28 protein-coding genes are annotated in these 23,962 nt (G+C 66.8%); 12 read left to right on the forward strand and 16 right to left on the reverse strand.

Going from position 1 to position 23,962, the window contains the following annotated elements:
- Positions 1–152 precede the first annotated feature (152 nt).
- The 10 genes from SPHME3_RS0104225 to SPHME3_RS0104275 all read right to left on the reverse strand — a co-directional run bounded on the left by SPHME3_RS0104225 (position 153) and on the right by SPHME3_RS0104275 (position 6,151).
- Positions 153–479, reverse strand: a complete 327-nt coding sequence (locus SPHME3_RS0104225; RefSeq protein WP_017980527.1) for a DUF1491 family protein — start codon at positions 477–479, stop codon at positions 153–155.
- Positions 476–943 (reverse strand): PaaI family thioesterase, encoded by a 468-nt coding sequence (locus SPHME3_RS0104230; RefSeq protein WP_017980526.1) that lies wholly within the window; start codon positions 941–943, stop codon positions 476–478. The genes SPHME3_RS0104225 and SPHME3_RS0104230 overlap by 4 nt, the downstream gene beginning before the upstream one ends.
- Positions 940–1,404 carry a PTS sugar transporter subunit IIA gene (locus SPHME3_RS0104235; protein ID WP_017980525.1) on the reverse strand — a complete coding sequence of 155 codons (465 nt, stop codon included), beginning with the start codon at positions 1,402–1,404 and terminating at the stop codon, positions 940–942. The genes SPHME3_RS0104230 and SPHME3_RS0104235 overlap by 4 nt, the downstream gene beginning before the upstream one ends.
- Before the next feature lie 66 nt (positions 1,405–1,470).
- On the reverse strand, positions 1,471–2,085 hold the full coding sequence (gene hpf / locus SPHME3_RS0104240) for a ribosome hibernation-promoting factor, HPF/YfiA family (protein WP_024310314.1): 615 nt from the start codon (positions 2,083–2,085) through the stop codon (positions 1,471–1,473).
- Between the two features lie 50 nt (positions 2,086–2,135).
- Positions 2,136–2,831 carry a DNA polymerase III subunit epsilon gene (dnaQ, locus tag SPHME3_RS0104245; RefSeq protein ID WP_017980523.1) on the reverse strand — a complete coding sequence of 232 codons (696 nt, stop codon included), beginning with the start codon at positions 2,829–2,831 and terminating at the stop codon, positions 2,136–2,138.
- 7 nt (positions 2,832–2,838) lie between these two features.
- Positions 2,839–3,441, reverse strand: coding sequence for a dephospho-CoA kinase (coaE, locus tag SPHME3_RS0104250; RefSeq protein WP_017980522.1), 603 nt, complete (start codon positions 3,439–3,441; stop codon positions 2,839–2,841).
- A gap of 11 nt (positions 3,442–3,452) precedes the next feature.
- Positions 3,453–4,265: a shikimate dehydrogenase family protein gene (locus SPHME3_RS0104255; RefSeq protein WP_020486635.1), complete on the reverse strand. Its 813-nt coding sequence runs from the start codon at positions 4,263–4,265 to the stop codon at positions 3,453–3,455.
- On the reverse strand, positions 4,262–4,609 hold the full coding sequence (locus SPHME3_RS0104260) for a hypothetical protein (RefSeq protein WP_017980520.1): 348 nt from the start codon (positions 4,607–4,609) through the stop codon (positions 4,262–4,264). Before SPHME3_RS0104260 ends, SPHME3_RS0104255 begins: the two co-directional genes overlap by 4 nt.
- Positions 4,606–5,199, reverse strand: a complete 594-nt coding sequence (locus tag SPHME3_RS0104265; protein WP_017980519.1) for a Maf family protein — start codon at positions 5,197–5,199, stop codon at positions 4,606–4,608. Before SPHME3_RS0104265 ends, SPHME3_RS0104260 begins: the two co-directional genes overlap by 4 nt.
- A 142-nt stretch (positions 5,200–5,341) precedes the next feature.
- Positions 5,342–6,151, reverse strand: coding sequence for a pyruvate, water dikinase regulatory protein (locus tag SPHME3_RS0104275; protein ID WP_017980517.1), 810 nt, complete (start codon positions 6,149–6,151; stop codon positions 5,342–5,344).
- A 366-nt stretch (positions 6,152–6,517) separates the two neighbouring features.
- Here SPHME3_RS0104275 and hemE point away from each other — a divergent pair, with 366 nt between their 5' ends.
- From hemE to SPHME3_RS0104295, 4 genes are all read left to right on the forward strand, one after another.
- The gene (gene hemE / locus SPHME3_RS0104280; RefSeq protein WP_231292095.1) at positions 6,518–7,483 is read left to right on the forward strand and encodes a uroporphyrinogen decarboxylase; all 966 of its coding nucleotides are present in this window, start codon (positions 6,518–6,520) and stop codon (positions 7,481–7,483) included.
- Positions 7,483–7,929: a CopD family protein gene (locus tag SPHME3_RS0104285; protein WP_017980515.1), complete on the forward strand. Its 447-nt coding sequence runs from the start codon at positions 7,483–7,485 to the stop codon at positions 7,927–7,929. Before hemE ends, SPHME3_RS0104285 begins: the two co-directional genes overlap by 1 nt.
- A gap of 169 nt (positions 7,930–8,098) precedes the next feature.
- Positions 8,099–9,355, forward strand: a complete 1,257-nt coding sequence (gene rho / locus SPHME3_RS0104290) for a transcription termination factor Rho (protein ID WP_024310316.1) — start codon at positions 8,099–8,101, stop codon at positions 9,353–9,355.
- Between the two features lie 340 nt (positions 9,356–9,695).
- A complete protein-coding gene (locus SPHME3_RS0104295; RefSeq protein ID WP_029720500.1) occupies positions 9,696–10,400 on the forward strand; it encodes a TerC family protein in 705 nt (234 codons plus the stop codon).
- Between the two features lie 33 nt (positions 10,401–10,433).
- On the opposite strand, the gene SPHME3_RS0104300 is transcribed toward SPHME3_RS0104295, so the two are convergent.
- Positions 10,434–11,144, reverse strand: coding sequence for a dienelactone hydrolase family protein (locus SPHME3_RS0104300; protein WP_017980512.1), 711 nt, complete (start codon positions 11,142–11,144; stop codon positions 10,434–10,436).
- 72 nt (positions 11,145–11,216) lie between these two features.
- Here SPHME3_RS0104300 and SPHME3_RS0104305 point away from each other — a divergent pair, with 72 nt between their 5' ends.
- From SPHME3_RS0104305 to SPHME3_RS0104335, 7 genes are read left to right on the forward strand one after another with little or no spacing between them, the layout of a single operon-like run.
- On the forward strand, positions 11,217–11,462 hold the full coding sequence (locus tag SPHME3_RS0104305) for a DUF6489 family protein (RefSeq protein WP_024310317.1): 246 nt from the start codon (positions 11,217–11,219) through the stop codon (positions 11,460–11,462).
- Positions 11,462–12,736, forward strand: a complete 1,275-nt coding sequence (gene mnmE / locus SPHME3_RS0104310) for a tRNA uridine-5-carboxymethylaminomethyl(34) synthesis GTPase MnmE (RefSeq protein ID WP_017980510.1) — start codon at positions 11,462–11,464, stop codon at positions 12,734–12,736. Before SPHME3_RS0104305 ends, mnmE begins: the two co-directional genes overlap by 1 nt.
- Before the next feature lie 54 nt (positions 12,737–12,790).
- Positions 12,791–14,626 (forward strand): tRNA uridine-5-carboxymethylaminomethyl(34) synthesis enzyme MnmG, encoded by a 1,836-nt coding sequence (gene mnmG, locus SPHME3_RS0104315; RefSeq protein WP_017980509.1) that lies wholly within the window; start codon positions 12,791–12,793, stop codon positions 14,624–14,626.
- The gene (rsmG, locus tag SPHME3_RS0104320) at positions 14,623–15,240 is read left to right on the forward strand and encodes a 16S rRNA (guanine(527)-N(7))-methyltransferase RsmG (protein ID WP_017980508.1); all 618 of its coding nucleotides are present in this window, start codon (positions 14,623–14,625) and stop codon (positions 15,238–15,240) included. The genes mnmG and rsmG overlap by 4 nt, the downstream gene beginning before the upstream one ends.
- Positions 15,237–16,019, forward strand: coding sequence for a ParA family protein (locus tag SPHME3_RS0104325; protein ID WP_017980507.1), 783 nt, complete (start codon positions 15,237–15,239; stop codon positions 16,017–16,019). The genes rsmG and SPHME3_RS0104325 overlap by 4 nt, the downstream gene beginning before the upstream one ends.
- Positions 16,016–16,921, forward strand: a complete 906-nt coding sequence (locus SPHME3_RS0104330) for a ParB/RepB/Spo0J family partition protein (RefSeq protein WP_017980506.1) — start codon at positions 16,016–16,018, stop codon at positions 16,919–16,921. The genes SPHME3_RS0104325 and SPHME3_RS0104330 overlap by 4 nt, the downstream gene beginning before the upstream one ends.
- Positions 16,918–17,661 (forward strand): dienelactone hydrolase family protein, encoded by a 744-nt coding sequence (locus SPHME3_RS0104335; protein WP_017980505.1) that lies wholly within the window; start codon positions 16,918–16,920, stop codon positions 17,659–17,661. The genes SPHME3_RS0104330 and SPHME3_RS0104335 overlap by 4 nt, the downstream gene beginning before the upstream one ends.
- Before the next feature lie 101 nt (positions 17,662–17,762).
- On the opposite strand, the gene holA is transcribed toward SPHME3_RS0104335, so the two are convergent.
- From holA to SPHME3_RS0104355, 4 genes are all read right to left on the reverse strand, one after another.
- Entirely contained in the window at positions 17,763–18,782 is a 1,020-nt protein-coding gene (gene holA / locus SPHME3_RS0104340) for a DNA polymerase III subunit delta (RefSeq protein WP_017980504.1), read from the reverse strand.
- Positions 18,779–19,294 (reverse strand): LPS assembly lipoprotein LptE, encoded by a 516-nt coding sequence (gene lptE, locus SPHME3_RS0104345; protein ID WP_017980503.1) that lies wholly within the window; start codon positions 19,292–19,294, stop codon positions 18,779–18,781. Before lptE ends, holA begins: the two co-directional genes overlap by 4 nt.
- Positions 19,291–21,789: a leucine--tRNA ligase gene (gene leuS / locus SPHME3_RS0104350; RefSeq protein WP_017980502.1), complete on the reverse strand. Its 2,499-nt coding sequence runs from the start codon at positions 21,787–21,789 to the stop codon at positions 19,291–19,293. Before leuS ends, lptE begins: the two co-directional genes overlap by 4 nt.
- A 62-nt stretch (positions 21,790–21,851) precedes the next feature.
- Complete coding sequence (locus tag SPHME3_RS0104355; RefSeq protein WP_017980501.1) at positions 21,852–22,295, reverse strand: DUF3576 domain-containing protein; 444 nt, start codon at positions 22,293–22,295, stop codon at positions 21,852–21,854.
- 253 nt (positions 22,296–22,548) lie between these two features.
- Here SPHME3_RS0104355 and SPHME3_RS0104360 point away from each other — a divergent pair, with 253 nt between their 5' ends.
- Positions 22,549–23,244: a hypothetical protein gene (locus tag SPHME3_RS0104360; protein ID WP_286165002.1), complete on the forward strand. Its 696-nt coding sequence runs from the start codon at positions 22,549–22,551 to the stop codon at positions 23,242–23,244.
- A 187-nt stretch (positions 23,245–23,431) separates the two neighbouring features.
- Here SPHME3_RS0104360 and SPHME3_RS0104365 read toward each other — a convergent pair whose 3' ends face one another.
- Positions 23,432–23,908, reverse strand: coding sequence for a thiamine phosphate synthase (locus SPHME3_RS0104365; RefSeq protein ID WP_231372473.1), 477 nt, complete (start codon positions 23,906–23,908; stop codon positions 23,432–23,434).
- Positions 23,909–23,962: the final 54 nt, after the last annotated feature.

Raw genomic sequence — 23,962 nt, forward strand, 5'->3', positions numbered from 1 at the left:
AACGTATTCGATATGCGGTTGGACCACGGACCCGATCAGTCAGGCTGATCGTCCGGGCATCCCCCCGACTGCGTCACCGACCCGGATCGCACCCAGGCGCGGCACAACGCGCATTCAACGTGCGCGAGCCATCGTCACACATCCGTCACGAGTCAATTCGACAGGATCGTTTCAGCGGCGAACCGTTCGGCTTCCGGGATATCCAGTTCGACGACCCATAGATCGGGGTCGCGACTGCACCGCCGCCGCCAATAGGCTTCGGCACCATCGGGCGGGACCGATTCGGCTAGAATCGCCACGCCATCGAAATCGATCGTGCGTTCGAGAACCCGAACCGGAGATGAACGGGATTCGATCAGCAGCAGAATTGCGCCCCCTTGCGGATCGCCCTTCGCCCGCACCATCGCCATGCCGCCCGCATCGTTGACCCGGCGCAGCAGCGCCCCGACCACCAGATGCGTCGGCAGCCGATCGCTCACGGTGCGGCGCGATAGCCGGGCAGGCCGGACAGCGCGATCTGCGAGCGCATGAACGTGCCGGTGCCGCGCGCCGCCTCCTCGCCATCGGCGTCGATCAGCCGCGCATCGGCGACGTAGACGCGGCGCTTGCCGCTGATCCAGCGCCCTTCGGCGATGACCGGCCCCGCCTTCATCGGCCGGGTAAGCAGCAGGTTGAACGCCGTCGTCAGCAGGAACCGGTCGGTGACGAGGCTGTTCGCCGCATAGAAAGCGGCGTCGTCCAACATCTTGAAATAGCTAGTGCCATGCGCGGCGCCGGCCGCATGATAATGTTCGGGCCCGATCAGGAAGTGGATGCGCGCGACGCCCGCCGCAACAATTTCCAGCCGTGATTCGAACAGGCGGTTGATCGGTGCGGCAGCGTAGAGCGATTCGAGGCTGCGATAATGCGCCTGTGCGCCGCTGTCGTCGGCCGTCCCGCTCACGCTGCGTCGCGCGCCGCGTCGGCGGTGAACAATGCGTAGAGCGCATCAGGCGACCCCGCGCCGCGCAGCTTGGTGAGGAACGTCCGGTCGCGTAAGCGCCGCGACACGCGGGCGAGCGCCTTCAGGTGATCCGCACCGGCATCGACCGGCGACAGCAGCATGAACACCAGATCGACGGGCAGATCGTCGACCGCGTCGAATTCGATCGGCTGGGCAAGGCGCATGAAGACGCCGGTCACCGCGGGCAGATCGGGCAGGCGCGCATGCGGGATGGCGACTCCGCCGCCAAAGCCGGTCGAGCCGATCTTTTCACGCGCCGCCAGCAGTTCGGCGGTCAGGCGACCGTCGATGCCCAGGCCCTCGGCCGCGGTCGCAAGCTGCGCGAACAGGGCCTTTTTATGCGCGACGGCGACGTCCTTATAGACCGCCTCGGGGCGCAGCAGATCGCTGAAGTCGTTCATCCCGGTCTCGAATAAAAGAAAAGGGCCCCGCCGGGCCCGTAACAGTACCGGCGGGGGGTGGAAAGATCAGCTTGCGGCGGGCTGCTGTGCCTGCACGCTGCCGCGCTGCGGCTCGACCCAGCCGATGGTGCCGTCGCCGCGACGATAGACCATATTGTAGGCGCCCGTGCCTGCATTCTTGAACAACAGGGCGGCGGTGTTGCGCAGATCGAGCATCATCACCGCATCCGACACGCTGGCATCGGGGATGTCGACGCGCGTTTCGGCGATGATGAGCGGCGCGTCGCCCACATCGTCCTCGCTCGCTGCCGGCTCCTGGAACAGCGTATAGCCCGCATTGTCATAGCCCATGTCGTCCTGAATGGCCGCCGCCTCGCTGGCGTGCCGGTCTTTCAAGCGGCGCATGTAGCGACGCAGCTGCTTCTCGATCTTTTCGGCTGCCCCGTCGAACGCGAGGTGCGCCTCTTGCGCCTGGTGGCTGCCCTTCAGCACCAGACCCTTCATGACGTGGACCACGATATCGCAGCGGAAGCCGACGTCATGCGGCCCCTTGCCAAACGTCACTTCGGACGAAATGGCGCGCGCGAAATGCTTGGTGGCGATACCCTGAAGCCGGTCGCTCACATGATTCTTGAGCGCGTCGCCGGTTGCGACCTGATGACCAGAAATCCGGATATCCATCGTCTTCTCCATTGATAGGGGCTGACCTGTTGGCCTTTGCCCGGTTGGCGTTAATCGAACGCCGCGACCCCCCAGATTGGATCCTGCAACTTGGAAACAAATGCCGCATGAGCGGCAAGTTCCGCCTCGGACGGGCGAAAGGTGCGCGGCGGGCGTACCGTGACCGGGCGGCGGACGACCGGCGCCAGCGTGTCCGCGGTCGCGACCTCGCTGACCAGCCCCAGGCCGATCTGCCGTCCGCCCATCAGCTCGACATAGACCTGCGCCAGCAGCTGCGCGTCGAGCAGCGCGCCATGGTGGACACGGTGCGACCGGTCGACGCCGTAGCGGGTGCAAAGCGCATCGAGCGTATGTTTGGCGCCGGGATGGCGGCTGCGCGCGATCTGCAGCGTGTCGACCATCCGCGTCTTGTGGCAGATCGGCGGGAAGCCGAGTGCACCCAGCTCGCCGTTCAGGAAGCCGAAGTCGAACGAGGCGTTGTGCGCGACGAGCGGCGCATCGCCCAGAAAGTCGAGCAGCTCCGCCACGCCCTCGGCGAACACCGGAAACTTCGACAGGAATGCCGCGGACAGGCCGTGAACGCGCTCCGCATCGGCGGGCATGTCGCGTTCGGGATGGTAATAAGCGTGGAAAGTGCGGCCGGTTTCGACCCGGTTGACCATCTCGACACAGCCGATCTCGACCAACCGATCGCCTTCGCTGAATTTGAAGCCGGTGGTCTCGGTATCGAAGACGATCTCACGCATTACCCTCTTATCCGCCTGCTTCGGCCCTCATGCAAGCGATGACGCGGCGGACGGCCTCTCGCGTCTGGTCGATCGCGACATCGGTGGCGATGACGACGTCGGCGCGCGCGCGTTTCTCCGCGTCGGGCATTTGGCGCGCGAGGATGGCGTCGAATTTGGCGGGCGTCATGCCGGGGCGGGCGAGCGTGCGCGCGCGCTGCACCTCCGGGGCTGCCGAGACGACCGCGATCCGATCGACATGCGCGTCGCCGCCGGTTTCGAAGAGCAGGGGAATGTCGAAGACGACGAACGGCGCATCGGCGTTGGCGGCGAGGAAAACCGCACGCTCTTCCGCCACGGCAGGATGAACGATCCCCTCCAGCCGGCGCATCGCGTCGTCATCGCCAAGGACGGCCGCCGACAGCTTCGCGCGGTCTACACCCCTATCCGACGTGGTGCCGGGAAACGCCGCCTCGATCGCGGCGACGACGCGGCCGCCGGGGCCTTGCAGGCGATGCACCGTCGCGTCAGCGTCGAACACCGGCACCGCCTCGTCGGCAAACATACTGGCAACCGTCGACTTGCCCATACCGATCGAGCCCGTGAGGCCGAGGATCAGCGGGTGCGCCATCGACGGAGCGGTCACGCCAGCAGTGCCTCGCGAAGCTCCTCGTCGCGGTCGCGCGGGGGTGCGACGCCGAAGAACAGTTCGAACGCCAGTGCCGCCTGGCCGATCAGCATCTCGAGCCCGTCGACCGTCTCCAGTCCCCGCGCGCGCGCCGCCGCGAGCAGCGGCGTTTCGAGCGGCGAATAGACGATGTCGTACACGACGCTATCGTCGTCGAGGTCAGGCAGATCGACGGGCAGGGGGGGCTGGCCGGTCATGCCCAGCGTGCTGGCGTTGACCAGCAGCGCCGTGTCGGGCGGCACCGGTGCGGTCAAAGGCAGCGCCTGCCCCTTGAGGCCGAAGGACGATAGCAACACCCCCGCCTTCAACACGTTGCGGTTGAGCAGCGTCACCGGCCCCACGTTCATCCGGGCGAGCGCGAACAGCACCGCGCGCGCCGCGCCGCCAGCCCCGATCACCGTGACCGGCCGATCGGCGAAATCGAACCCCGCGATCGGTGCATAGAAGCCGCCCGCATCGGTGTTGGTCCCGACCAGCGCGCCGTCCTCCGGGCGAAAGACGGTGTTGATCGCGCCGATACCGCCGCGCACGTCCCCGCGATCCTCGACATGGTCGAGCGCGGCAAGCTTGTGCGGCATCGTGATGTTGCAGCCCCGCCAGGCGGGATCGTCGCGCCGCTCGGCGAAGAAGCGCGGCAGGTCGTCGGTGGTCACCAGCGTCTTGCGATAGTCGGCGTCGAGGCCCAGCTGATCGAGCCAGAAGCGATGGATGATCGGCGATTTCGACTGGGCGATCGGATCGCCGATCACGTCTGCATAAGGGGTCATGAACGGTTCCGGCATTCGAATCGACCGTCGCAGACGAGGTCGATGGTGAGCGCGCCCACGCCGATCAGCACGACCGGCGCGGCAAGCGCGAGGATGGCGGCGAGCAGCAACGGGCGACGTTTCGCTGCGAATTTTGCCAGCGCCGCGACGATGCCGAGGACCAGCGCCCCGATCAGGCAGGGCAAGGCAGACATCAGGCCGACGAACAGCACGGTCAGTGGCCAGCCACCCGCATTCGGTGAATCATAAAGCATCGGCGAAAACAGGATCGCCATCGCCGCGAACGGCAGGCCGAGGCCGGCGATCACCGCCACGATGATGGCCAGCGCGCGATCGCCGTTCATGCGAGCAGCATCCCGCGGACGCGCAGATAGTCGAGCACGTTGAGCAGCGGCAGCCCCAGCACGGTGAACTGACTCCCCTCGATGCGGCTGAACAGCTGCGCGCCGGGCCCTTCGATCCGATAGCAGCCGACGCAGCCGCTGATCGCCGGCCATTCCTGGTCGAGATACGCCTGGATGAAGGCGGGGGAGAGGGGGCGGACATGCATCCGCGCCGCCTCGACATGGCGCCAGACCGGGCGTCCGGCTTCGGCAATCACCGCGGCGCTCCACAATTCATGGCGGGTGCCCGACATGGCGGCGAGATGCTCGGCCGCCTGTTCACGGCTCTCAGGCTTGTCGAGCAGGCGACCATCGGCAAGCGCGACGACGCTGTCGCTGCCCAGCACCAGCCGGTCGGGATGGCGCAGGCTGACCTTCACCGCCTTCAATTCGGCAAGCGCATCGGCCAGGTCGCGCGGCGATCGACCGGCGAGCGACGCCTTGGCGGCATCCTCGTCGACGCCCGCCGCAGTCGCGTCGAACGGAACGCCCGCGGCGGTGAGCATCGCTCGGCGCGACGCGCTTTGCGAGGCGAGGAGGAGGGGGGTCATGCCAACACCTTTTTACTCGTCATCCCGGCGCATGCCGGGATCCATGGACGCGCGCCGCTGATGGTACGCGCTACAATTGAGTGCGTCGGAACCATGGATCCCGGCGTGCGCCGGGATGACGAAGACAAAGCAGACGGACACATCATCCCTTCCGCTCATTCGCCAGCGCGATGATCGCCGCGGCCGTCTCCTCGATCGAACGGCGCGTCACGTCGATCACCGGCCAGCCGTTGTCGGCGAACATCCGCCGCGCAAAGGCGATCTCGCGTGTCACCGCTTCCTCCTCGACATAGGCCGTATCGGGCATCTGGTTGAGCGACAGCAGGCGGTTGCGCCGGATTTGGATCAGCCGGTCGGCGCTGGTCGTCAGCCCGACGACGAGCGGGCGCTTCAGGTCGAACAGCATCCGCGGCGGCGGGCTTTCGACGACGATCGGGATGTTCGCGGTCTTCCATCCCCGATTGGCGAGATAGATGGAGGTCGGCGTCTTCGACGACCGCGACACGCCGGCAAGGACGATATCCGCTTCCTCCCAATCCTCGTGCGCGATGCCGTCGTCATGCGCGATCGTCCATTGGATCGCATCGACGCGGGCGAAATAGGCGGCGTCGAGCGCATGCTGACGCCCCGGCCGCGCCTTTGCCTGCTGGCCAAGCAAGCCCGACAGCGCATCGTTGACCGGATCGAGCGGCGCCACCGCCGGCAACCCGAGCGCCAGACACCGCTGCTCCAGGATGCGGCGGGTCGCGGCGTTCACCAGTGTGAAGATCACCAGCCCGGGGTTTTGCGCGATCTCCTGCAGAATGCGCTCCAGATGCGCCTCGGTGCGCACCATCGGCCAGAAATGGCGCACGGTCTCGACGTCGTCATATTGCGCGAGCGCGGCCTTCGCGATGTTCTCCAGCGTCTCACCGGTCGAGTCCGATAGAAGGTGGAGGTGGAGGCGCATCATCGCGACCTCCGGGGCAGACCTGTGGACAACATGGGGATGATCGATAGGACAAGTCGGCAGGTCCGCCAAGCGACCCCAACGCCGTGGACAACCCGCATTTCATCCACATGTTCGCCAACATGGCACGTTTTTATCCACAGATCGTGGAAAACGGGGACATGGCGAACCGAATCGACACGATTCCGGGTGTCCTTGCCCGTCAACCTGTGGGTGATTAGGGCATGAATCCGCTTATCCCGTATTCCACGTGCCAATCACTTCATCATCCTTTCTAAGAATCTTATTATAGGAAGAAGGACGCTGACCGATCCTGTGAACAAGCCGCTGCTCGCCACGCTGAAGGGTGCGAAGCCGGCCGTGCCGCCGATGTGGCTCATGCGTCAGGCGGGCCGCTATTTGCCCGAGTATCGCGCGTTGCGGGCGGAGAAGGGCGGCTTCCTGGCGCTCGCCACCGATCCGGTCGCGGCAGCCGAGGTGACGCTGCAACCGATCCGCCGCTTCGGTTTCGACGGCGCGATCCTGTTCTCCGATATCCTGATGGTGCCCTGGGCGCTGGGGCAGGAGCTGACGTTCGGCCCGGGCGAGGGACCGCGGCTGACCCCGCCGTTGGTCGATCATGCGTTGGGTGCGCTGGAACGGGTGCCTCAGCGCCTCGAGCCGGTCTATGCGACCTGTGAGCGGGTGGCCGCTGCCTTGCCGCCTGAGACCACCTTTCTGGGCTTTGCCGGCAGTCCCTGGACGGTCGCGACCTATATGGTGGCGGGGCAGGGGTCGAAGGATCATGGCGAGACACGCGGTTTCGCTTATGCCGACCCGACTGCGTTCGGCGCGATCATCGATGCGATCGTCGCGATGACGATCGACTATCTCGCCCGGCAGATCGAAAGCGGGGTGGAGGCGGTGCAGCTGTTCGACAGCTGGGCAGGATCGCTGTCACCGGATCAGTTCGAACGCTGGGTGATCGCGCCCAATGCGGCGATCGTTGCCGGGCTGCGGGCGCGGTGTCCGAACGCGGTCATCATCGGCTTTCCCAAGGGGGCAGGGGGCAAGCTCCCCGCCTATGCCCGTGAGACTGGCGTCGACGCGATCGGGCTCGACGAGACAGTGGATCCGGCCTGGGCAGACGCGGTGCTGCCGCAGGGGTTGCCGGTGCAGGGCAATCTCGACCCGTTGGCGTTGCTCGCCGGTGGTGCGGCCTTGGACGCGGGCATCGACCGGGCGCTCTCCGCCTTCCGTGACCGGCCGCACGTCTTCAACCTCGGCCATGGCATCGGCCAGTTCACCCCGATCGCGCATGTCGAACATCTGATCCAACGGGTAAGGAGCGCGTAATGGAAGCCCTGGCAGGCGCCTATCTGTGGATCGTCGCGGCGCACGTGATCTTCGTCATCTTCTGGATGGCGGGCCTGTTCATGCTGCCGCGCTACCTCGTCTATCATCAGGAGGCGTTGGCGGCGGGGCGCAGCGACGAGGCGGCGCTGTGGGTGGAGCGCGAGGGCAAGATCCGCAGCATCATCCTGACGCCGGCGATGATCGTAGTGTGGATACTCGGCCTGACGCTCGCCACCGTGGGCCAGCATTGGGGCGCGGGGTGGCTGCACGCCAAATTCGCCCTCGTGCTGCTGCTGTCGGGCTATCACGGCTGGGCGGTCGGCTATGCCAAAAGGCTGGCGCGCGGCGAGATGCGGCTCGATGGCCGCACGCTGCGCATGATCAACGAGGTGCCGGCGCTGCTGGCGACGGTGATCGTCGTGCTGGTGTTCGTAAAGCCGTTCTGATCGGCGCGACGCTGTTCTGCGCTTGACGGGGGCCTTGGGCCCTCTTACCTCCTGCCGACGCGTAGAGCCGCCGCCCGGTGGCTCCGCGTTCCTCCTCCGGCTGTTCGTCGCTGCGGTTCCTTCGCCGATCTGAAGCCTCTCCCCACTGCCTACGCATTCGGATTATTCCATGCATCTTAAAGACTTGAAGAAGAAGACCCCCGCCGACCTGGTCAGCATGGCCGAGGAATTGGGGGTCGAGGGCGCCTCGACGCTGCGCAAGCAGGATCTGCTGTTCGCGATCCTGAAGGTGCAGGCGGAAAATGGCGACCAGATCATGGGCCTCGGCACGATCGAGGTTTTGCAGGACGGCTTCGGCTTCCTGCGCTCGCCCGAAGCGAACTACCTCGCCGGCCCGGACGATATCTATGTGTCTCCCAATCAGGTGCGCAAGCACGGCCTGCGCACGGGCGATACCGTCGAAGGCGAGATCCGCGCGCCCAAGGATGGCGAACGCTATTTCGCGCTGACCAAGCTCACCTCGGTGAATTTCGACGATCCCGAAGCCGTCCGCCACCGCGTCAACTTCGACAACCTGACGCCGCTGTATCCGGAATCGAAGCTGACGCTCGATCCCGCCGATCCGACGCAGAAGGACAAGTCGGCGCGGGTCATCGACATCGTCTCGCCGCAGGGCAAGGGCCAGCGCACGCTGATCGTCGCGCCGCCGCGTGTGGGTAAGACGGTGATGCTGCAGAACATCGCCAAGGCGATCACCGACAACCATCCCGAGGTGTTCCTGCTCGTCCTGCTGATCGACGAGCGACCCGAGGAAGTCACCGACATGCAGCGCAGCGTGAAGGGCGAGGTGGTGTCTTCGACTTTCGACGAACCCGCGCAGCGCCACGTTCAGGTCGCCGAGATGGTGATCGAAAAGGCCAAGCGCCTGGTCGAGCACAAGAAGGACGTCGTGATCCTGCTCGACAGCATCACGCGCCTTGGCCGTGCCTACAACACCGTCGTGCCGTCGTCGGGCAAGGTGCTGACCGGCGGTGTCGACGCCAATGCGTTGCAGCGCCCCAAGCGCTTCTTCGGCGCGGCGCGTAACATCGAAGAGGGCGGCTCGCTCTCGATCATCGCCACCGCGCTGATCGATACCGGCAGCCGCATGGACGAAGTCATCTTCGAAGAGTTCAAGGGCACGGGTAACTCCGAAATCGTCCTCGACCGCAAGGTCGCCGACAAGCGCGTCTTCCCGGCGCTGGACGTCGGCAAGTCGGGCACGCGCAAGGAAGAGCTGCTGGTCGACAAGGACAAGCTCAGCAAGCAGTGGGTGCTGCGCCGCATCCTGATGCAGATGGGCACGATCGACGCGATGGAATTCCTGCTCGACAAGATGAAGAATTCGAAGACCAACGAAGACTTCTTCGACAGCATGAACCAATAGCCGCAGCCGAGTGCGGCCTGCCGCATGCTGCGGCAGGACTCGCACCGGCTCGGCCGGCGGGTGCGCCCAGGCGCAACCCGTCCGACGCGGGCTTCGCCCGCGTCCGCCGACTTCCATCCGTCACCCCGGCCGTAGAGCCGGGGTCCCGCTCGCTTTTCTACCGTCCCGGGCAGACATAGCGGGACCCCGGGTCAAGCCCGGGGTGACGACGTGTTGCCCGCGCTTCGTCACCAGCAACACAACGTCACAATCCTCATCCACGCGTCGCCGATGGCTTTTGCGCGTTGCTGCGGTATGCACCACGGCATCAACGGGGAGTAACGACGTGTCCATCATCGCCATGCTGAGCGCGGCCGCCGCCAGCGGGCCGGGGTCTCCGGCCGAGATCTGGCAGCATATCATCAACGATTTTTCGAACATCACGACGCCCGCCGCGCTGTCCGCGTTCGTGCAGGTGCTGATGATCGACGTCGTGCTGGCGGGCGACAATGCGATCGTCGTCGGCGCGTTGGCCGCGGGCCTGCCAGTAGATCAGCGCAAGAAGGTCATCCTGATCGGCATTCTTGCCGCGCTCGTCCTGCGCATCATCTTCGCGCTGGCAGTCAGCTGGCTACTCGGCGTGATCGGGCTGATCTTCGCGGGCGGCATCCTGCTGCTGTGGGTCGCATGGAAGATGTGGCGCGAGCTGCGCGGCGAGCACAACGCCGGCTCACCCGAGGTTGACGGCGACGAGACCGCTGGGCTGAAGCCTGCCAAGAGCTTTGCTGCCGCCGCCTGGGCGGTTGCGGTGGCCGACGTGTCGATGAGCCTCGACAACGTGCTCGCCGTCGCCGGTGCGGCGCGCGATCATCCCGGCATCCTCATCATCGGGCTGCTGCTCTCGGTCGCGTTGATGGGCATCGCGGCGAACCTGATCGCCAAATATATCGAGCGCTATCGCTGGATCGCCTACGTCGGGCTGGCGGTGATCGTCTATGTCGCGGGCAAGATGATCTACGAAGGGGTGGTCGACCCCAATGTCGGGCTGATGAAGCTATTCGGATAAGGGGAGGGGGGCCGCGAAGCCCCCCTTTTCGTGTCATCCGAGGTGCGCCGCGAAGAAGGACGCGGTGCGCTGGTCGGCCAGCTGCGCCGACTCGTCCGAGCGACGCTGGCCGAACTCGGTCGCGAAGCCGTGGTCCTCGCCGGGATAGTCGAACAGCGTCACCTTGGGGTGATCGTCCAGCCCGGCGTGCATGCGGGCCTGCGCATCCTTGTCGACGAAATGATCTTCCTGCGGAATGTGCAGCAGCATCGGGTGCGCGATCGCATGCGCTTCGCCCAACAGTCCGTCGATGCCGACGCCGTAATAGCCGACGCTGGCGTCCACATCGGTACGAGCCGCAGTCATGAACGCGAGGCGGCCGCCGAGACAATAGCCGACGACCCCGACCTTGCCGCCATCGGCCAGCATGCCCCGCGCGGTGCGGATCGTCGCTTCGGTATCGCGGATGCCGGCATCCTGATCGAACTGTCCCATGAGGTCGAGCGCGCGTTGCATCTGGTCGGTAACGTCGGGGTCCAGCTCGACGCCCGGTGCGATCTGCCAGAACAGGTCGGGGGCGAGCGCGAGATAGCCGTCCGCCGCCAGCCGATCGCATTTGCTGCGGATCCCGGCGTTCACACCGAAGATTTCCTGAATGACGACGATCGCCGCACGCGGCGTGCTTGCAGGTTCGGCGACATAGGTGTCGAAACGGCCTTTGCCGTCTAGCGTGTCGATGGTGATCGTCCGGGACGTGGCAGTCATGGGTGCTCCTCTCGCGCAGCCGATCCGGCTGGGCTATGGCAAACGCCACAGGGCCGCAACGGGATGCATGCGATGAAGGTAACGGTGGACGTCGATCTGACCCCGGAAGAGGCGCGCCGCGCGATGGGCCTGCCCGACCTGACGCCGCTGCACGAACGCTATGTCGCCGCGATGCTGGAAACGATGAACGGCCAAGTCCGCCCCGAACTGCTCGAGAACATGATGAAAAGCTGGGCGCCGATGGGCGAAGCGGGCTTTGCGATGTGGCGCCAGATGTTCGAGACGGCGACCAAGACGGGCGGCGGCTCGGGCAGCTGATGACGACGATCTTCGCGCTGTCGAGCGGCGCGGCACCCGCTGGCATTGGTGTCATCCGGGTGAGCGGTCCCGACGCAATGATGGCGGTGGCCGCGCTGGCGGGACCCTTGCCGCCACCCCGTGAGGCACGGGTGCGCGCGTTACGCGATGCCGGGGGTGCGCTGCTCGATCGCGCGCTCGTGCTGGTCTTTCCTGGACCGGCGACAGCGACGGGCGAAGATCTGGTCGAATTGCATTGCCATGGCGGCCGTGCGGTGATCGCAGCAGTGCTGCGGGCGCTGGGCGAGCAGCCTGGCCTCCGCCCTGCGGTCGGAGGCGAATTCACGCGCCGGGCGCTGGCGAATGGGCGCATCGATCTGGCCGAGGCTGCGGGTCTCGCCGACCTGTTGTCCGCCGATACCGAGCGGCAGCGGGTGGCCGCGCTCGCGGCGGCGGAAGGCGTGGTGAGCCAGCGCGTGCGCGGCTGGCTCGATCGGCTGGCGATGCTGTCGGCGATGGTCGAAGCGCAACTCGATTTTGCCGATGAGGACGATGTCGACGACGACGCGGCGGCGATGGCGGCGGTGGTCGAAGGCCAGCGCGCGCTGGCGGCGGAGCTGGCGGCGGTGCTGGCCAACCCACCCGTCGAACGGCTGCGCGACGGGATCAGCGTGGTGCTCGCCGGTCCACCCAATGCGGGCAAGTCGACGCTCATCAACCTGCTCAGCCAGCGCGAGCTGGCGATCGTCTCGCCGATCGCCGGCACGACCCGGGATCGGATCGAAGCGACCGTGGTGCGGGACGGTCTGGTCTATGTGCTCACCGATACGGCGGGGCTGACCGAGAGCGATGATCCCGTGGAGCAGATCGGCGTCACGCGTGCGGAGAATGCGATGGTCGCGGCGGACGTGCTGCTGTGGCTGGGCGATACCCCGCCACCGCGCGACGATGCGATATGGCTGCACGCGCGGGCTGACGTGCTTGGCCGGGTTGCGGCGGAGGGAACGCAGGCGGCAGTGTCGCAGGATGATGCCGCCAGCGTCGAGGCGGTATGGCGCCTGATTGCAGCGCGGGGGGAGGCCATGGTGCCGCGGAGCGACGCGCTGGCGTTTCGCGAAAGCGAACGCGCGGCGTGCCGGGATGCTCTGGACGCGATACGACATTCGGACGGTGACCCGCTCGTCATCGCCGAGCAACTGCGATTGGCGCGACGGGCACTGGCCACGATCCTCGGTATCGACGCCACGGAGACGATGCTCGACGCCCTGTTCGGACGCTTCTGCATCGGCAAGTGATGTTCCACGTGGAACAGTTTTGACGTTCCGCACGCGCTGGCATAGGCGCATCGCATGTATGACGTGATCGTCGTCGGTGGTGGCCATGCCGGCACCGAAGCCGCCGCTGCCGCCGCGCGCCGTGGCGCAAACACCCTGCTGCTTAGCCACGACCGACGCCTGATCGGAGCGATGTCGTGCAACCCGGCGATCGGCGGCTTGGGCAAGGGACACATCGTTCGTGAAGTCGACGCGTTCGACGGCCTGATCGGCCGGGCCGCCGACGCCGCGGCGATCCACTACCGGATGCTCAACCGCAGCAAGGGCGCGGCGGTGCAGGGACCACGCATCCAGGCGGACCGGCGGCGCTATGCCGCGGCGATCCAGGCGATGCTCGCCGCCCTCCCGACGCTGACGATCGGCGAAGGCGATGTCGACGCACTGGTCATCGACGGGGGTCGCGCGACCGGCGTCGTATTGGGCGATGGCGCGCGGATCGCGGGGCGGACCGTGGTACTGGCGACCGGCACCTTCCTTGGCGGCCGAATGTTCCGGGGTGACGAACGCCATGAGGGCGGTCGCATCGGCGAGCGCGCGGCGCGCAAGCTGGCGGAGCAATTGCGGGCGCTGGCCCTGCCGCTGTCGCGTCTGAAGACCGGCACCCCGCCACGGATCGACGGCCGCACGATCAACTGGGCGCGGCTCGACGAGCAGCCGTCCGATACCGATCCATGGACCATGTCGCCGATGACCACGGCGCGTCTGCTGCCGCAGGTCGCCTGTGCGATCACCCGCACCAATGGCGCGACGCACGATGCGATCCGCAGTGGGCTCGATCGCTCGCCGCTCTTCGGGGGGGCGATCGCGGGGCAGGGCCCCCGCTATTGCCCGTCGATCGAAGACAAGGTGCACCGCTTTGGCGACCGGGACGGACATCAGGTCTTTCTCGAACCCGAGGGACTGGACGATGCGACCGTCTATCCGAACGGCCTGTCGACCTCTTTGCCCGTCGATGTGCAGACTTCGATGATCCGCAGCATCACCGGGCTCGAGCGCGCGACAATCACGCTGCCTGGCTATGCCGTAGAATATGATTATCTCGACCCGCGCAGTCTGGACGCGACGCTCGCGCTGGCGGCTATTCCCGGCGTGTATTGCGCGGGACAAATCAACGGCACGACGGGCTATGAGGAAGCGGCGGGGCAGGGCCTTGTCGCCGGCCTCAACGCGGCGGCGACCGCGTGCGATCTGGAGCCCTGCGTTCTCGATCGCGCATCGAGCTATACGGGGGTGATGATCGACGACCTGGTGTTGCAGGGGGTCACCGAACCCTATCGCATGCTGACCGCGCGCGCCGAATATCGCCTGTCGCTCCGAGCCGACAATGCGGAGACGCGGCTCGGCCCGATCGCCGAACGGCTTGGATGTCTGAGCGACGCCCGGCGAGCACACCAGCGCGATCTGCACGAGCAGCGAATGACGATCCGCGCAGGATTGTCGGGCATGGTCACCGCATCGCAACTCGCCCAGCGCGGTGCGAAGGTCGCGCAGGATGGCAGCCGGCGGACCGCCTATGAATGGCTGCGTATGTCGGGCGTCACGCTCGACATGGTCGCGCCCGACGTGGTCGGCATCGCTCCGGCTGGGGTCCTCGACGAAGTCATTGAGGATGCGCGTTACGCCCCCTACCTCGAGCGGCAGGCCGAAGAGGTCGAGCGGATGCGCCGTGACGAGCACGCGGTGCTACCGTCCGATTTGGATTATGACGCGGTGCCTGGGCTGTCGAACGAGATGATCGATCGGCTCCGCAGAGCGCGTCCGGGCTCGCTGGGCGCGGCCTCGCGCGTGCAGGGCGTTACTCCGGCGGCGCTATCCGCCATCTATCTTTACGCACAAAGGCGGGCAGCATGACCGAAGATGACGCTCGCGGATTGATGACGGAGCGGTACGGACCGGATCGCGTTCAGCGGATCGCCGTGTTTCTCGATATGGTGGTCGCTGAGAACGATCTGCAAAATCTGATCGCGCCATCGACGATCGAGACGATCTGGGTGCGCCACGCACTCGACTCGGCGCAGTTGATGTTTCACGTGGAACAATCAGCGGAGTCGTGGCTGGATATTGGCACCGGTGGCGGTTTTCCCGGCATGGTCGTCGCGCTGCTCTTCGACGGCAAGGTGACGATGGTGGAACCGCGAAAGAAGCGCGCCGCCTTTCTCCAGGCATGTGTCGACCACCTCGGCATCGCCAACGCTGATGTGATGGCAAGTAAGGTTGAGGCTGTCTCGGGACGGTACGACATTATCTCCGCCCGCGCGGTGGCATCGGTCGAAAAGCTTTTGCAAGCAGCAGCGCCATGCGCCAAACCAGACACGCGCTGGATCCTGCCTCGCGGTCGGATCGAGCCGGAGCAGCTTACCGCGCTCCGCCGCCAGCGCGATCGAGTGTTTCACGTGGAACATAGTCTTACCGATCCGGACTCGGCGATCCTCATCGTCGATCGTCACAAGGGGCGCGCACCATGACCTGTATCGCCGTCGCCAATCAAAAAGGTGGGGTGGGCAAGACCACCAGCGCGATCAACCTCGCCACGGCGCTGTCGGCGACCGGCAAGAGCGTTCTGCTGATCGATCTCGACCCGCAGGGCAACGCGTCCACGGGTCTCGGCATCGGCCAAGCCAAGCGCGGGCGGTCGAGCTATCACGTCCTCGTCGGCGAGGCGGAGATTGCCGATGCCGTCATCAGCACGCCGGTGCCGCGCCTCGATCTGGTGCCCGCGACGCAGGATCTGTCGGGCGCCGAGATCGAACTGGTCGAATTCGACCACCGGACCCATCGTCTCGATCGCGCACTGGCGCAGGTGAAGGGGCGCTGGGACATCGTGTTGATCGATTGCCCGCCGTCGTTGGGCCTGCTGACCATCAATGCCATGGTCGCCGCGGACAAATTGCTGGTGCCGCTGCAATGCGAATTCTTCGCGCTGGAAGGGCTGTCGCAGCTGCTGACCACGGTCGAGCGAATCCGCGAACGGTTCAATCCCGGCCTCGCCATCCTCGGCGTCGCGCTCACCATGTACGATCGTCGCAACCGCCTGACCGATCAGGTCGCGGCCGATGTCCGCGCGGTATTGGGGCAGGTGGTGTTCGACACGGTGATCCCGCGCAACGTCCGCCTGTCCGAAGCGCCGAGCCATGGTCTGCCCGCGCTGATCTACGATCATCGCTGTTCGGGATCGCAGGCCTATATCGATCTTGCGCGCGAGCTGATCGCACGCTTGCCGCAAACAGCTGCGGTGGCGGCATGAGCGATGGTGGCAAGCGCAGCCGCCCGGCCGGGCTGGGGCGGGGCCTCAGCGCGTTGCTGGGTGAGATGGCGACCGAGGCACCTGTCACGCCCGGCGCCAAGAGCAACACGCCGAGCGGCGTACGCATGCTGCCGGTCAGCGCCTTGGCGCCGCACCCCGATCAGCCGCGTCGCCATTTCGACGATGCGCTGCTCGACGAACTCGCCGCCTCGATCGCCGCGCGCGGACTGATCCAGCCGATCGTCGTCCGGCCGCACGGTCACGATTATCAGATCGTCGCGGGTGAACGCCGCTGGCGCGCGGCGCAGCGGGCCCGGCTGCATGAGGTGCCCGTCGTCGTCCGCGACTTCGACGATGCGCAGACGCTCGAAATTGCGCTGATCGAGAATATCCAGCGCCAGGACCTCAACGCGATCGAAGAGGCGCAGGCGTATCAGCGGCTTGCGGGCGAATATGGCCATACGCAGGAAGCGCTGGCCAAGATCGTCCACAAATCGCGCAGTCACGTCGCTAACCTATTGCGATTGCTGGAACTTCCGGCCGATGTGCAGGCGCGCGTCACCGACGGTTCGCTGTCGATGGGCCACGCGCGCGCGCTGCTCGGTGCGCGCGATGTCGAGATATTGGCGGAGCAGGTCGTTGCCCGCGGCCTATCGGTACGCGAAACGGAAAAGCTCGCCCGCGGCGCCAAGCCGGAGCGGGCAGGGGGTAGCCGCGGCGGTGGCGCGGCCCCACAGGCGCCTGACGCCGATATCGCGGCACTGGAGCGCCAGCTCTCGGACCTGCTCGGTCTCAACGTCCGCATCGCGCATAGCGACAAGGGCGGCACGCTGACGCTGACCTATGGCACGCTCGATCAGCTCGACATGGTGTGCCAGCGCCTGACCGGCGACACGATATGATCCTCCGATCGGACGAGCACGACGATCTGCCGACGCCGGATGGCGGGGTGATGCGGACGCACTGGTTCCGCCCGGTGGCGGAGGGGCGTTATCCTGGGCTGTTGCTGTTTTCGGAAATCTATCAGGTCACCGACCCGATCCGTCGGCTTGCGGCGTTTTTCGCGGGGCACGGCTATGTCGTGGCGGTGCCCGAGGTCTATCACGAATACGAGGTGCCGGGCACGGTGCTCCGCTACGATCCGCCGGGCACCGATCGCGGCAATGCGCTGAAGATCGCGAAGCCCGTCGCGGCCTATGATAGCGACGCCCGGATCGCGCTCGACGCGCTCGTCGCACATCCGGCCTGCACCGGCGCGCTGGGAACGGTCGGCGTGTGCCTCGGCGGCCATCTGGCCTATCGCGCCGCACTCGATCCGCGGGTCCGCGCCGCCGCGTGTTTCTATCCCACCGATATCCACAGCGGCACGCTGGGCGAGGGGCGCAGCGACGATAGCCTGGCGCGCATGGTCGATCTCAAGGCGGAGACGCTGTTCGTCTGGGGCCGGCAGGACCCGCATGTCCCCTATGCGGGGCGTGAGGCAATCCGGACGCGTCTCGAAGACGTCGGCGCGACGTATGAATGGCATGAGGTGAACGCCCAGCATGCGTTCCTGCGCGACGAGGGGCCGCGCTACGATCCGGCGCTGTTCGTCGCGGCGACCGGCTGGGCGCTGGCGCTATTCGGGCGGGTCTTGCGCTAAAACCGACCTGATCGTCATCCCAGCGCAGGCTGGGATCTGCCGGTTATAAGGCGCACCAAGAGCCCGGCCTGCGCAGGCGTGACGATACGAGCGAGGCGGGCCTACCCCCGCCGCTCGACCCCACGGGTCAGCTCGGTCAGCGCATGGTCCGCGAGAACGCCGCCCGCATTCCCGCTCGCCATCACCGCCCGCTCGGCATGCCGCACCCGGTCGAGCGCGGCCGCCAGCATCGCGGCATTCCAGCGCCGCAGCGCCTGCGCGGTCGCGGCTTCCTCCCGAAAGAACACGCGGTGGCGTTTGAAGACGCTGTCTTGCCCAGCGCCGGCGTCGATCTCCGCCTTCATCTCGGCCAGCGTCATCAGCTTGCGCGCAAGTTGGCGCAGCCACGGAATGGGCGAGGTGCCGGCCTCGCTCAACCGGGCCAGTTCCGCACCCAGCACCGCGGTCTGCCCGCCGACGACGGCGTCCACTACCCGGCTCGTCTCCGCTTCGCCCAGGTCCGCGCCGATCGCGTCGAGCGCCGCATCGTCCAAGTCGTGCGGGCGGTCAGGCGCCGCGTCGAGGAATAGCGCCAGTTTCTCGATCTCGCGCGCCAGCACCGCACGATCGCCACCGCAGGCGGCCGCCAGCCGCGCCGGCACGGTGCCGCCGGGGCGCAGGCCCGCATCGCGCGCCATGCCCGCTGCCAGGCGCTCCAGATCAGCCGCGGTGGGTTCATAGGCGCCAAACGCCATCGCCCGGCGCGAGTCGATCGCCAGCTTGACGATCTTAGCGGTCGATTTGACCGTGGGTGCCAGCGCCACCACGGGGTTGCCGGCATGATCCGCCTCCAGCAGCGCGGTGAACGCCTCCAGGCACTCCTCACCCGCCGGGGACACGCGGATATGCCGCGCACCACCGAACAAGGACATGGAGGCCGCCTCGTCAGACAAACGCGCTGGATCGGAGCGCAGCGTTGCGCCGTCCAGATCGATACGCTCCGCCTCCGGTCCCATCGCCTTGGCGAGCAAGCCCGCAAGCTCCGCCGCCGCCGAGGCATCGGGACCGTGAAGCAGATACAGGCGGATATCCGGCGACGGGCGTTCCAGCGCCGACCGGATATCGCGCGCGTTAGCCTTCATCGCCCCGCAGGACGGCCGTTGGCGTAGACGGCAAGCCGCGAGACGATCTGGTCCGCGACGATCCCCGACAGGCGCTCCAGCGCCGTATTCTCCGCCGCGATCGTCGCATATTCGGATTGGACGACGTCGATGCCCGCGTCCGATCCTGCCGTCGCGTCGACCAGGACGCTGCCGTCATTGAGATCGACCAGCTGATAGCGCGCGCGCAGCGTCCTCCGCTCGCGTGTCACGCTGTCGTCGCGCCGGACGCCGAAGCCGGCGATCTTGTCGTCGAGCTTCACGTCGAGGCGATAGCGCGGCGCATTGCTGCCATCCGCCGCCAGCCGGTCGCGCAGCGCATTGCTCATCAGCCAGCCAGCCTTGCCCTCGATCGGCGCGACCTCGACATGCGAGAGCGTGCCCGCGACCGCGCCGCCAGCACCGCCGCCATATAGCGGCTTGAGACCGCAGGCGCTGGCCATCAGCGCGAGTGGTACGAGGAGCGTCAGGCGAAGCGCGGCAAAACGGATCATGCGACGATATTCACCAATCGGCCGGGAACGACGATCACTTTTTTGGGGGCCTTGCCGTCGAGGCTCCGGACGATCTTGTCGCTGGCCAGCGCCACGGCCTGCAGCGCCTCGCGGTCCATGTCCTTCGGGACCGTCAGCGTATCGCGCAGCTTGCCGTTGACCTGCACCGCGATCGTCACCTCATCCTCGACCAGCAGGCGCGCATCGACCTCGGGCCAGGGCGCATCGGCGATCAAGCCGTCCAGGCCCTTGGCTGCCCAGGCCTCTTCGGCAATGTGCGGGACCATCGGCGCGACGAGCAGCATCAGCGTGTAGACCGCGTTGCGGCGCGACGCGCCGGGCGCAGCACGCTCGATGGCGGTGACCAACTCGTACAGCCGCGCGACCGCCTTGTTGAAGGCGAGCGCCTCGATGTCCTGTTCGATGCCCAGGATCGTCTGGTGCAGCTTGCGATCGAGCGCCGCATCGTCGCCGTCACCCGGTTCCGGCGTTTCGCCGTCGAACAGGCGCCACAGCCGCTGGACGAAGCGCCATGCACCCTCGATTCCTGATTCGCTCCACGGCAGGTCGCGTTCGGGGGGCGAGTCGGACAGCATGAACCAGCGCGTCGCGTCGGCACCGTAGCGATCAACGATCGGCTCGGGATCGACCGTGTTCTTCTTCGACTTCGACATCTTCTCGACGCGGCCGACCGTGATCGGATTACCGGTCGCGGTTTCGATGCCGTCGCGAATGTCGCCGGGCGATAGCCAGCGGCCGTCCGAGGATTTGTACGTCTCGTGCGTCACCATGCCCTGCGTGAACAGGCCGGTGAACGGCTCGGCGATGTCGAGCAGTCCCATGTGCTTGAGCGCCCGCGTCCAGAAGCGCGCGTAGAGCAGGTGAAGAATCGCATGCTCCACACCGCCGATATACTGGCCGACCGGGAGCCAGCTCTCGGCGACGGCGCGGTCGAACGGCTTGTCCTTTGGCTGGCTGGCGAAGCGTATAAAATACCAGGACGAATCGGCGAACGTATCGAGCGTGTCGGTCTCGCGAAGTGCCGGCTTGCCACACGACGGGCAATCGACATGCTTCCACGTCGGATGGCGATCGAGCGGATTACCTGGGACGTCGAACGACACGTCATCGGGCAACACGACGGGCAGCTGATCCTTCGGCACCGGCACGACGCCGCACGCCTCGCAATGGATCACCGGGATCGGCGTGCCCCAATAGCGCTGGCGGCTCACGCCCCAGTCGCGCAGGCGATAGACGGTCGAACCCTTGCCCCAACCGCCGTCTTCGGCCTTGGCGATGACCGCGCGCTTGGCGGCCTCCACGTCCATCCCGTCGAGGAACGCCGAGTTCACCAGCGCGCCGGGGCCGGTATAGGCCTCGTCACCCTCGAACACCGGATCGGTCGTGTCGCCATCCGCGACGACGCGCTGCACCGGCAGGTCGTACTTCCGCGCGAAATCGAGGTCACGCTGGTCGTGCGCCGGCACGCCCATCACCGCGCCGGTGCCATACTCCATCAGCACGAAGTTCGCGATATAGACGGGCAGCCGGCGCGCGGGATCGAACGGATGCGCGGCAGTGAGGCCGGTGTCGTAGCCCAGCTTTTCCTGCGTCTCCAATTCGGCCGCGGTCGTGCCGCCCTGCTTGCAGCGTGCGATGAAAGCGGCAACCTCCGGGTTGCCAGCCAGCGCCTGTGCGATCGGATGATCCGCCGCCACCGCGACGAAGCTCGCGCCGAAGATCGTGTCGGGCCGCGTCGAGAACACCTCGATCGTCTCGCCGTTCGACACCTGGAACCCGAAGGTCAGGCCCTGGCTCTTGCCGATCCAGTTCTCCTGCATCAGCTTGACCTTGTCGGGCCAGTGCGTCAGCTCGCCCAGCCCTTCGATCAGCTCGTCGGCGAATTGCGTGATCTTCAAAAACCACTGGTTCAGCTTGCGCTTCTCGACCAACGCGCCCGACCGCCAGCCGCGCCCGTCGATCACCTGCTCGTTGGCGAGCACGGTCATGTCGACCGGATCCCAGTTGACCGCCGATTCCTTGCGATAGACCAGGCCATTCTCGAGCATGTCGAGGAACAGCGCCTGTTCGTGGCCGTAATAATCCGGCTTGCAGGTGGCGAGCTCACGGCTCCAGTCGAGCGCGAAGCCCAGGCGCTTCAACTGCGCCTTCATCGTCTCGATATTGGCGAGCGTCCAGGTGCCCGGATGCACGCCCTTTTCCATGGCGGCATTCTCGGCGGGCATGCCGAACGCGTCCCAGCCCATCGGGTGGAGCACTTCATAGCCGCGCATCCGGCGGAACCGCGCCAGCACGTCGCCCATCGTATAGTTGCGGACGTGGCCCATGTGGATGCGCCCCGACGGATAGGGGAACATCTCGAGGACGTAGCTTTGCGGCTTGCCGCTGTTATCCTTGGCGGCAAAGGTCTGGCGATCGTCCCAGACCTTCTGCCAGGCCGAGTCCGCGGTCAGCGCGTTGAAACGCGTGGTCATTCAGCAATTTCCGTTATCAGCGCGGTGCCGGCCGCAAGGGGGCCCGGCACCGCAGGCAGGCATCAGCCCGCGATAGACGCCCGGCGCAGGTCGCGGGCGCGGGTGAGGATGATGTCTTCCAGCTTCTGCGTCGTCGCGGCCTGTACCGGCGCCGACACCCACTGGCCGCCGCGGTTCACTTCGCGCAGCGCCGCGACGCGGAGCGCATCGGCGCGCAGGTCCTGGTCCAGGATCGACACGGTCACCTTCATCCGCTCGGTCGGCACCTGCGGGTTGACGTACCAGTCGGTGACGATGACGCCGCCGTTGGAATCGGTCTGGAGCAGCGGCATGAACGACAGCGTGTCGAGGCTCGCGCGCCACAGGTAGGAGTTGACGCCGATCGTCGTGATCTTCGACGCGGCGAGATCGGCGCTCGCGACGGTCTTGTTGCCGCGACCACCGCAAGCGGCGAGCGGCAGGGCGATGGCGGCGACCATGAGGGCGGTGCGCAACGAGCGGATCATGGGCGTGACTGTCCTGCAGAAAAAGAAGCGCTCTCGCTCTATAGATGCGCACGATCACCCGCAAGCGAGCCGTGATTCGACCGGATTGGGACGATCGGCCGCCAAAACCTGTGTGCCGATTGCAACAGTCGGACAAAATGATGCCTGAGCCAGCAATACTTCCATATTGGCGCGCGCCGGAATCGTGTTAGGCGCGTTGCAGCGGGAGTCGAGGGGACTGCTTGTGTTTGCGAAGCGTGCCGGTGGGCGTGCGATGACTGTGTTGATGGCGGGAGCGCTGGTCGCTGCCGGCGTCGCCGTCGCGCCCGCATTCGGCGCCGCCGAACGCGCCCAGCCCGCCCGTCGCATCACGTCGGCCACACCGCGCTTCACCGGATCCTTCACCCCGGCCGCGGCAGACCCGCGACTCGCCGCGGCGATCGCGCGCGGCGGCCTCGACGGCATGGACTTCCGCTTCACCCCGGCAGAGGCCCGGCAGGACAAGCGCGCGGTGACCGTCGCGGTCCGCGTCCGCTCGAACCGCGTCGCACTCGCCGATGCCGCCCGCACCACCGCACCGGCACCGACCGTCGGCATCCAGCCGATCGCCTACAACCTCGGTGCATCGGTGGGCTGGAAGCGCTTTGCGGTCTCCGGGGGCATCAACCACATCGATCTCGGCCCCGTGCCCGGCAGCCGCGAATCGACCGATGTCGCGCTCACCTATCGCGCCGGCCGCGCCAGCAGCCGCGTGATGGCGGTCTCCGATCGTCCGCTCGACACTACGCCGAAGCTGACGCAGGAACCGTCGAGCTATTCCGTCGACGTCAGCAGCTCCTATTCGCTGACCCGCAACCTCGATCTGACCGCCGGCATGCGCTACCGCTCGGATCGCGACCGCCTGACCCGCCTCGACGATACGCGGCGCGATAGCCAGTCGGTCTACGTGGGCACCGCCTTCCGCTTCTGATCATCGGTGACGGGGCGGGCGTGACCTGACCTGATCACCGTCATCGCAGTGAAGGCTAGGATCTTTTGCTGATGGTGCGAAGCAGTCGCAACACCCCCGTCATTGCGAGCGTAGCGAAGCAATCCAGAGCCGGATCATGACGCCCTGGATTGCCTCGCTACGCTCGCAATGACGACCGGCAGTTCGCCTAGCGCCTGCCCGGCATCAGCCCATCGATCGCCGCCCAGCCATCGAAGCCATAGCGGCGGATCGCCAACCAGCGCGCGCCCGTCATCCCGCCGAGCGCAACACGGCCGGCGCCAAGCCCTCGTCCGACACCCACCGCCCGCCGCACGCCCAGCGCCCGCGCACCCGGATGCGACCGGGTAGCAAAGACCGGCGACACGAACAGCCACGCTGCCCCCGCGCGGATACCGCGAATCGCCTCGCGCCGGTCATGCGCCGCATGGGTGAGGGCCCGTCGGCCGCCATGCGACCCGACGCCTGGCAACCCGCCGGCTGCACTAATCCGCAACTTGCGCGCCGTCGCCAGCCGCCGCACCATCAGGAACAGCCGATGCCGCTCGCCTCGCGGCAGGCCGTAATGGCGGAACACCACGCCCGCACCTGGCGGCAACGCCCGGATCGCGGGCAGCAGCGCCGCGCCGATGCGTTCGTCGGTCATCAGCCACGCATGACGCCGGGGAGACAGATTGCGGTTCAGATCGGCCACCACCCC

Origin of the sequence: Sphingomonas melonis DAPP-PG 224 (assembly GCF_000379045.1) — a bacterium.
Lineage (GTDB): Bacteria > Pseudomonadota > Alphaproteobacteria > Sphingomonadales > Sphingomonadaceae > Sphingomonas > Sphingomonas aquatilis.

What these genes read in the sequence shown, in the direction of transcription:
- SPHME3_RS0104235 (WP_017980525.1), bottom strand. Translation starts at nt 1,404, where the DNA reads ATGAACGACTTCAGCGATCTGCTGCGCCCCGAGGCGGTCTATAAGGAC.
- hpf (WP_024310314.1), bottom strand. Translation starts at nt 2,085, where the DNA reads ATGGATATCCGGATTTCTGGTCATCAGGTCGCAACCGGCGACGCGCTC.
- dnaQ (WP_017980523.1), bottom strand. Translation starts at nt 2,831, where the DNA reads ATGCGTGAGATCGTCTTCGATACCGAGACCACCGGCTTCAAATTCAGC.
- coaE (WP_017980522.1), bottom strand. Translation starts at nt 3,441, where the DNA reads ATGGCGCACCCGCTGATCCTCGGCCTCACGGGCTCGATCGGTATGGGC.
- SPHME3_RS0104255 (WP_020486635.1), bottom strand. Translation starts at nt 4,265, where the DNA reads ATGACCCCTTATGCAGACGTGATCGGCGATCCGATCGCCCAGTCGAAA.
- SPHME3_RS0104260 (WP_017980520.1), bottom strand. Translation starts at nt 4,609, where the DNA reads ATGAACGGCGATCGCGCGCTGGCCATCATCGTGGCGGTGATCGCCGGC.
- SPHME3_RS0104265 (WP_017980519.1), bottom strand. Translation starts at nt 5,199, where the DNA reads ATGACCCCCCTCCTCCTCGCCTCGCAAAGCGCGTCGCGCCGAGCGATG.
- SPHME3_RS0104275 (WP_017980517.1), bottom strand. Translation starts at nt 6,151, where the DNA reads ATGATGCGCCTCCACCTCCACCTTCTATCGGACTCGACCGGTGAGACG.
- hemE (WP_231292095.1), top strand. Translation starts at nt 6,518, where the DNA reads ATGTGGCTCATGCGTCAGGCGGGCCGCTATTTGCCCGAGTATCGCGCG.
- SPHME3_RS0104285 (WP_017980515.1), top strand. Translation starts at nt 7,483, where the DNA reads ATGGAAGCCCTGGCAGGCGCCTATCTGTGGATCGTCGCGGCGCACGTG.
- rho (WP_024310316.1), top strand. Translation starts at nt 8,099, where the DNA reads ATGCATCTTAAAGACTTGAAGAAGAAGACCCCCGCCGACCTGGTCAGC.
- SPHME3_RS0104295 (WP_029720500.1), top strand. Translation starts at nt 9,696, where the DNA reads ATGCTGAGCGCGGCCGCCGCCAGCGGGCCGGGGTCTCCGGCCGAGATC.
- SPHME3_RS0104300 (WP_017980512.1), bottom strand. Translation starts at nt 11,144, where the DNA reads ATGACTGCCACGTCCCGGACGATCACCATCGACACGCTAGACGGCAAA.
- SPHME3_RS0104305 (WP_024310317.1), top strand. Translation starts at nt 11,217, where the DNA reads ATGAAGGTAACGGTGGACGTCGATCTGACCCCGGAAGAGGCGCGCCGC.
- mnmE (WP_017980510.1), top strand. Translation starts at nt 11,462, where the DNA reads ATGACGACGATCTTCGCGCTGTCGAGCGGCGCGGCACCCGCTGGCATT.
- mnmG (WP_017980509.1), top strand. Translation starts at nt 12,791, where the DNA reads ATGTATGACGTGATCGTCGTCGGTGGTGGCCATGCCGGCACCGAAGCC.
- rsmG (WP_017980508.1), top strand. Translation starts at nt 14,623, where the DNA reads ATGACCGAAGATGACGCTCGCGGATTGATGACGGAGCGGTACGGACCG.
- SPHME3_RS0104325 (WP_017980507.1), top strand. Translation starts at nt 15,237, where the DNA reads ATGACCTGTATCGCCGTCGCCAATCAAAAAGGTGGGGTGGGCAAGACC.
- SPHME3_RS0104330 (WP_017980506.1), top strand. Translation starts at nt 16,016, where the DNA reads ATGAGCGATGGTGGCAAGCGCAGCCGCCCGGCCGGGCTGGGGCGGGGC.
- SPHME3_RS0104335 (WP_017980505.1), top strand. Translation starts at nt 16,918, where the DNA reads ATGATCCTCCGATCGGACGAGCACGACGATCTGCCGACGCCGGATGGC.
- holA (WP_017980504.1), bottom strand. Translation starts at nt 18,782, where the DNA reads ATGAAGGCTAACGCGCGCGATATCCGGTCGGCGCTGGAACGCCCGTCG.
- lptE (WP_017980503.1), bottom strand. Translation starts at nt 19,294, where the DNA reads ATGATCCGTTTTGCCGCGCTTCGCCTGACGCTCCTCGTACCACTCGCG.
- leuS (WP_017980502.1), bottom strand. Translation starts at nt 21,789, where the DNA reads ATGACCACGCGTTTCAACGCGCTGACCGCGGACTCGGCCTGGCAGAAG.
- SPHME3_RS0104355 (WP_017980501.1), bottom strand. Translation starts at nt 22,295, where the DNA reads ATGATCCGCTCGTTGCGCACCGCCCTCATGGTCGCCGCCATCGCCCTG.
- SPHME3_RS0104360 (WP_286165002.1), top strand. Translation starts at nt 22,549, where the DNA reads ATGACTGTGTTGATGGCGGGAGCGCTGGTCGCTGCCGGCGTCGCCGTC.
- SPHME3_RS0104365 (WP_231372473.1), bottom strand. Translation starts at nt 23,908, where the DNA reads ATGACCGACGAACGCATCGGCGCGGCGCTGCTGCCCGCGATCCGGGCG.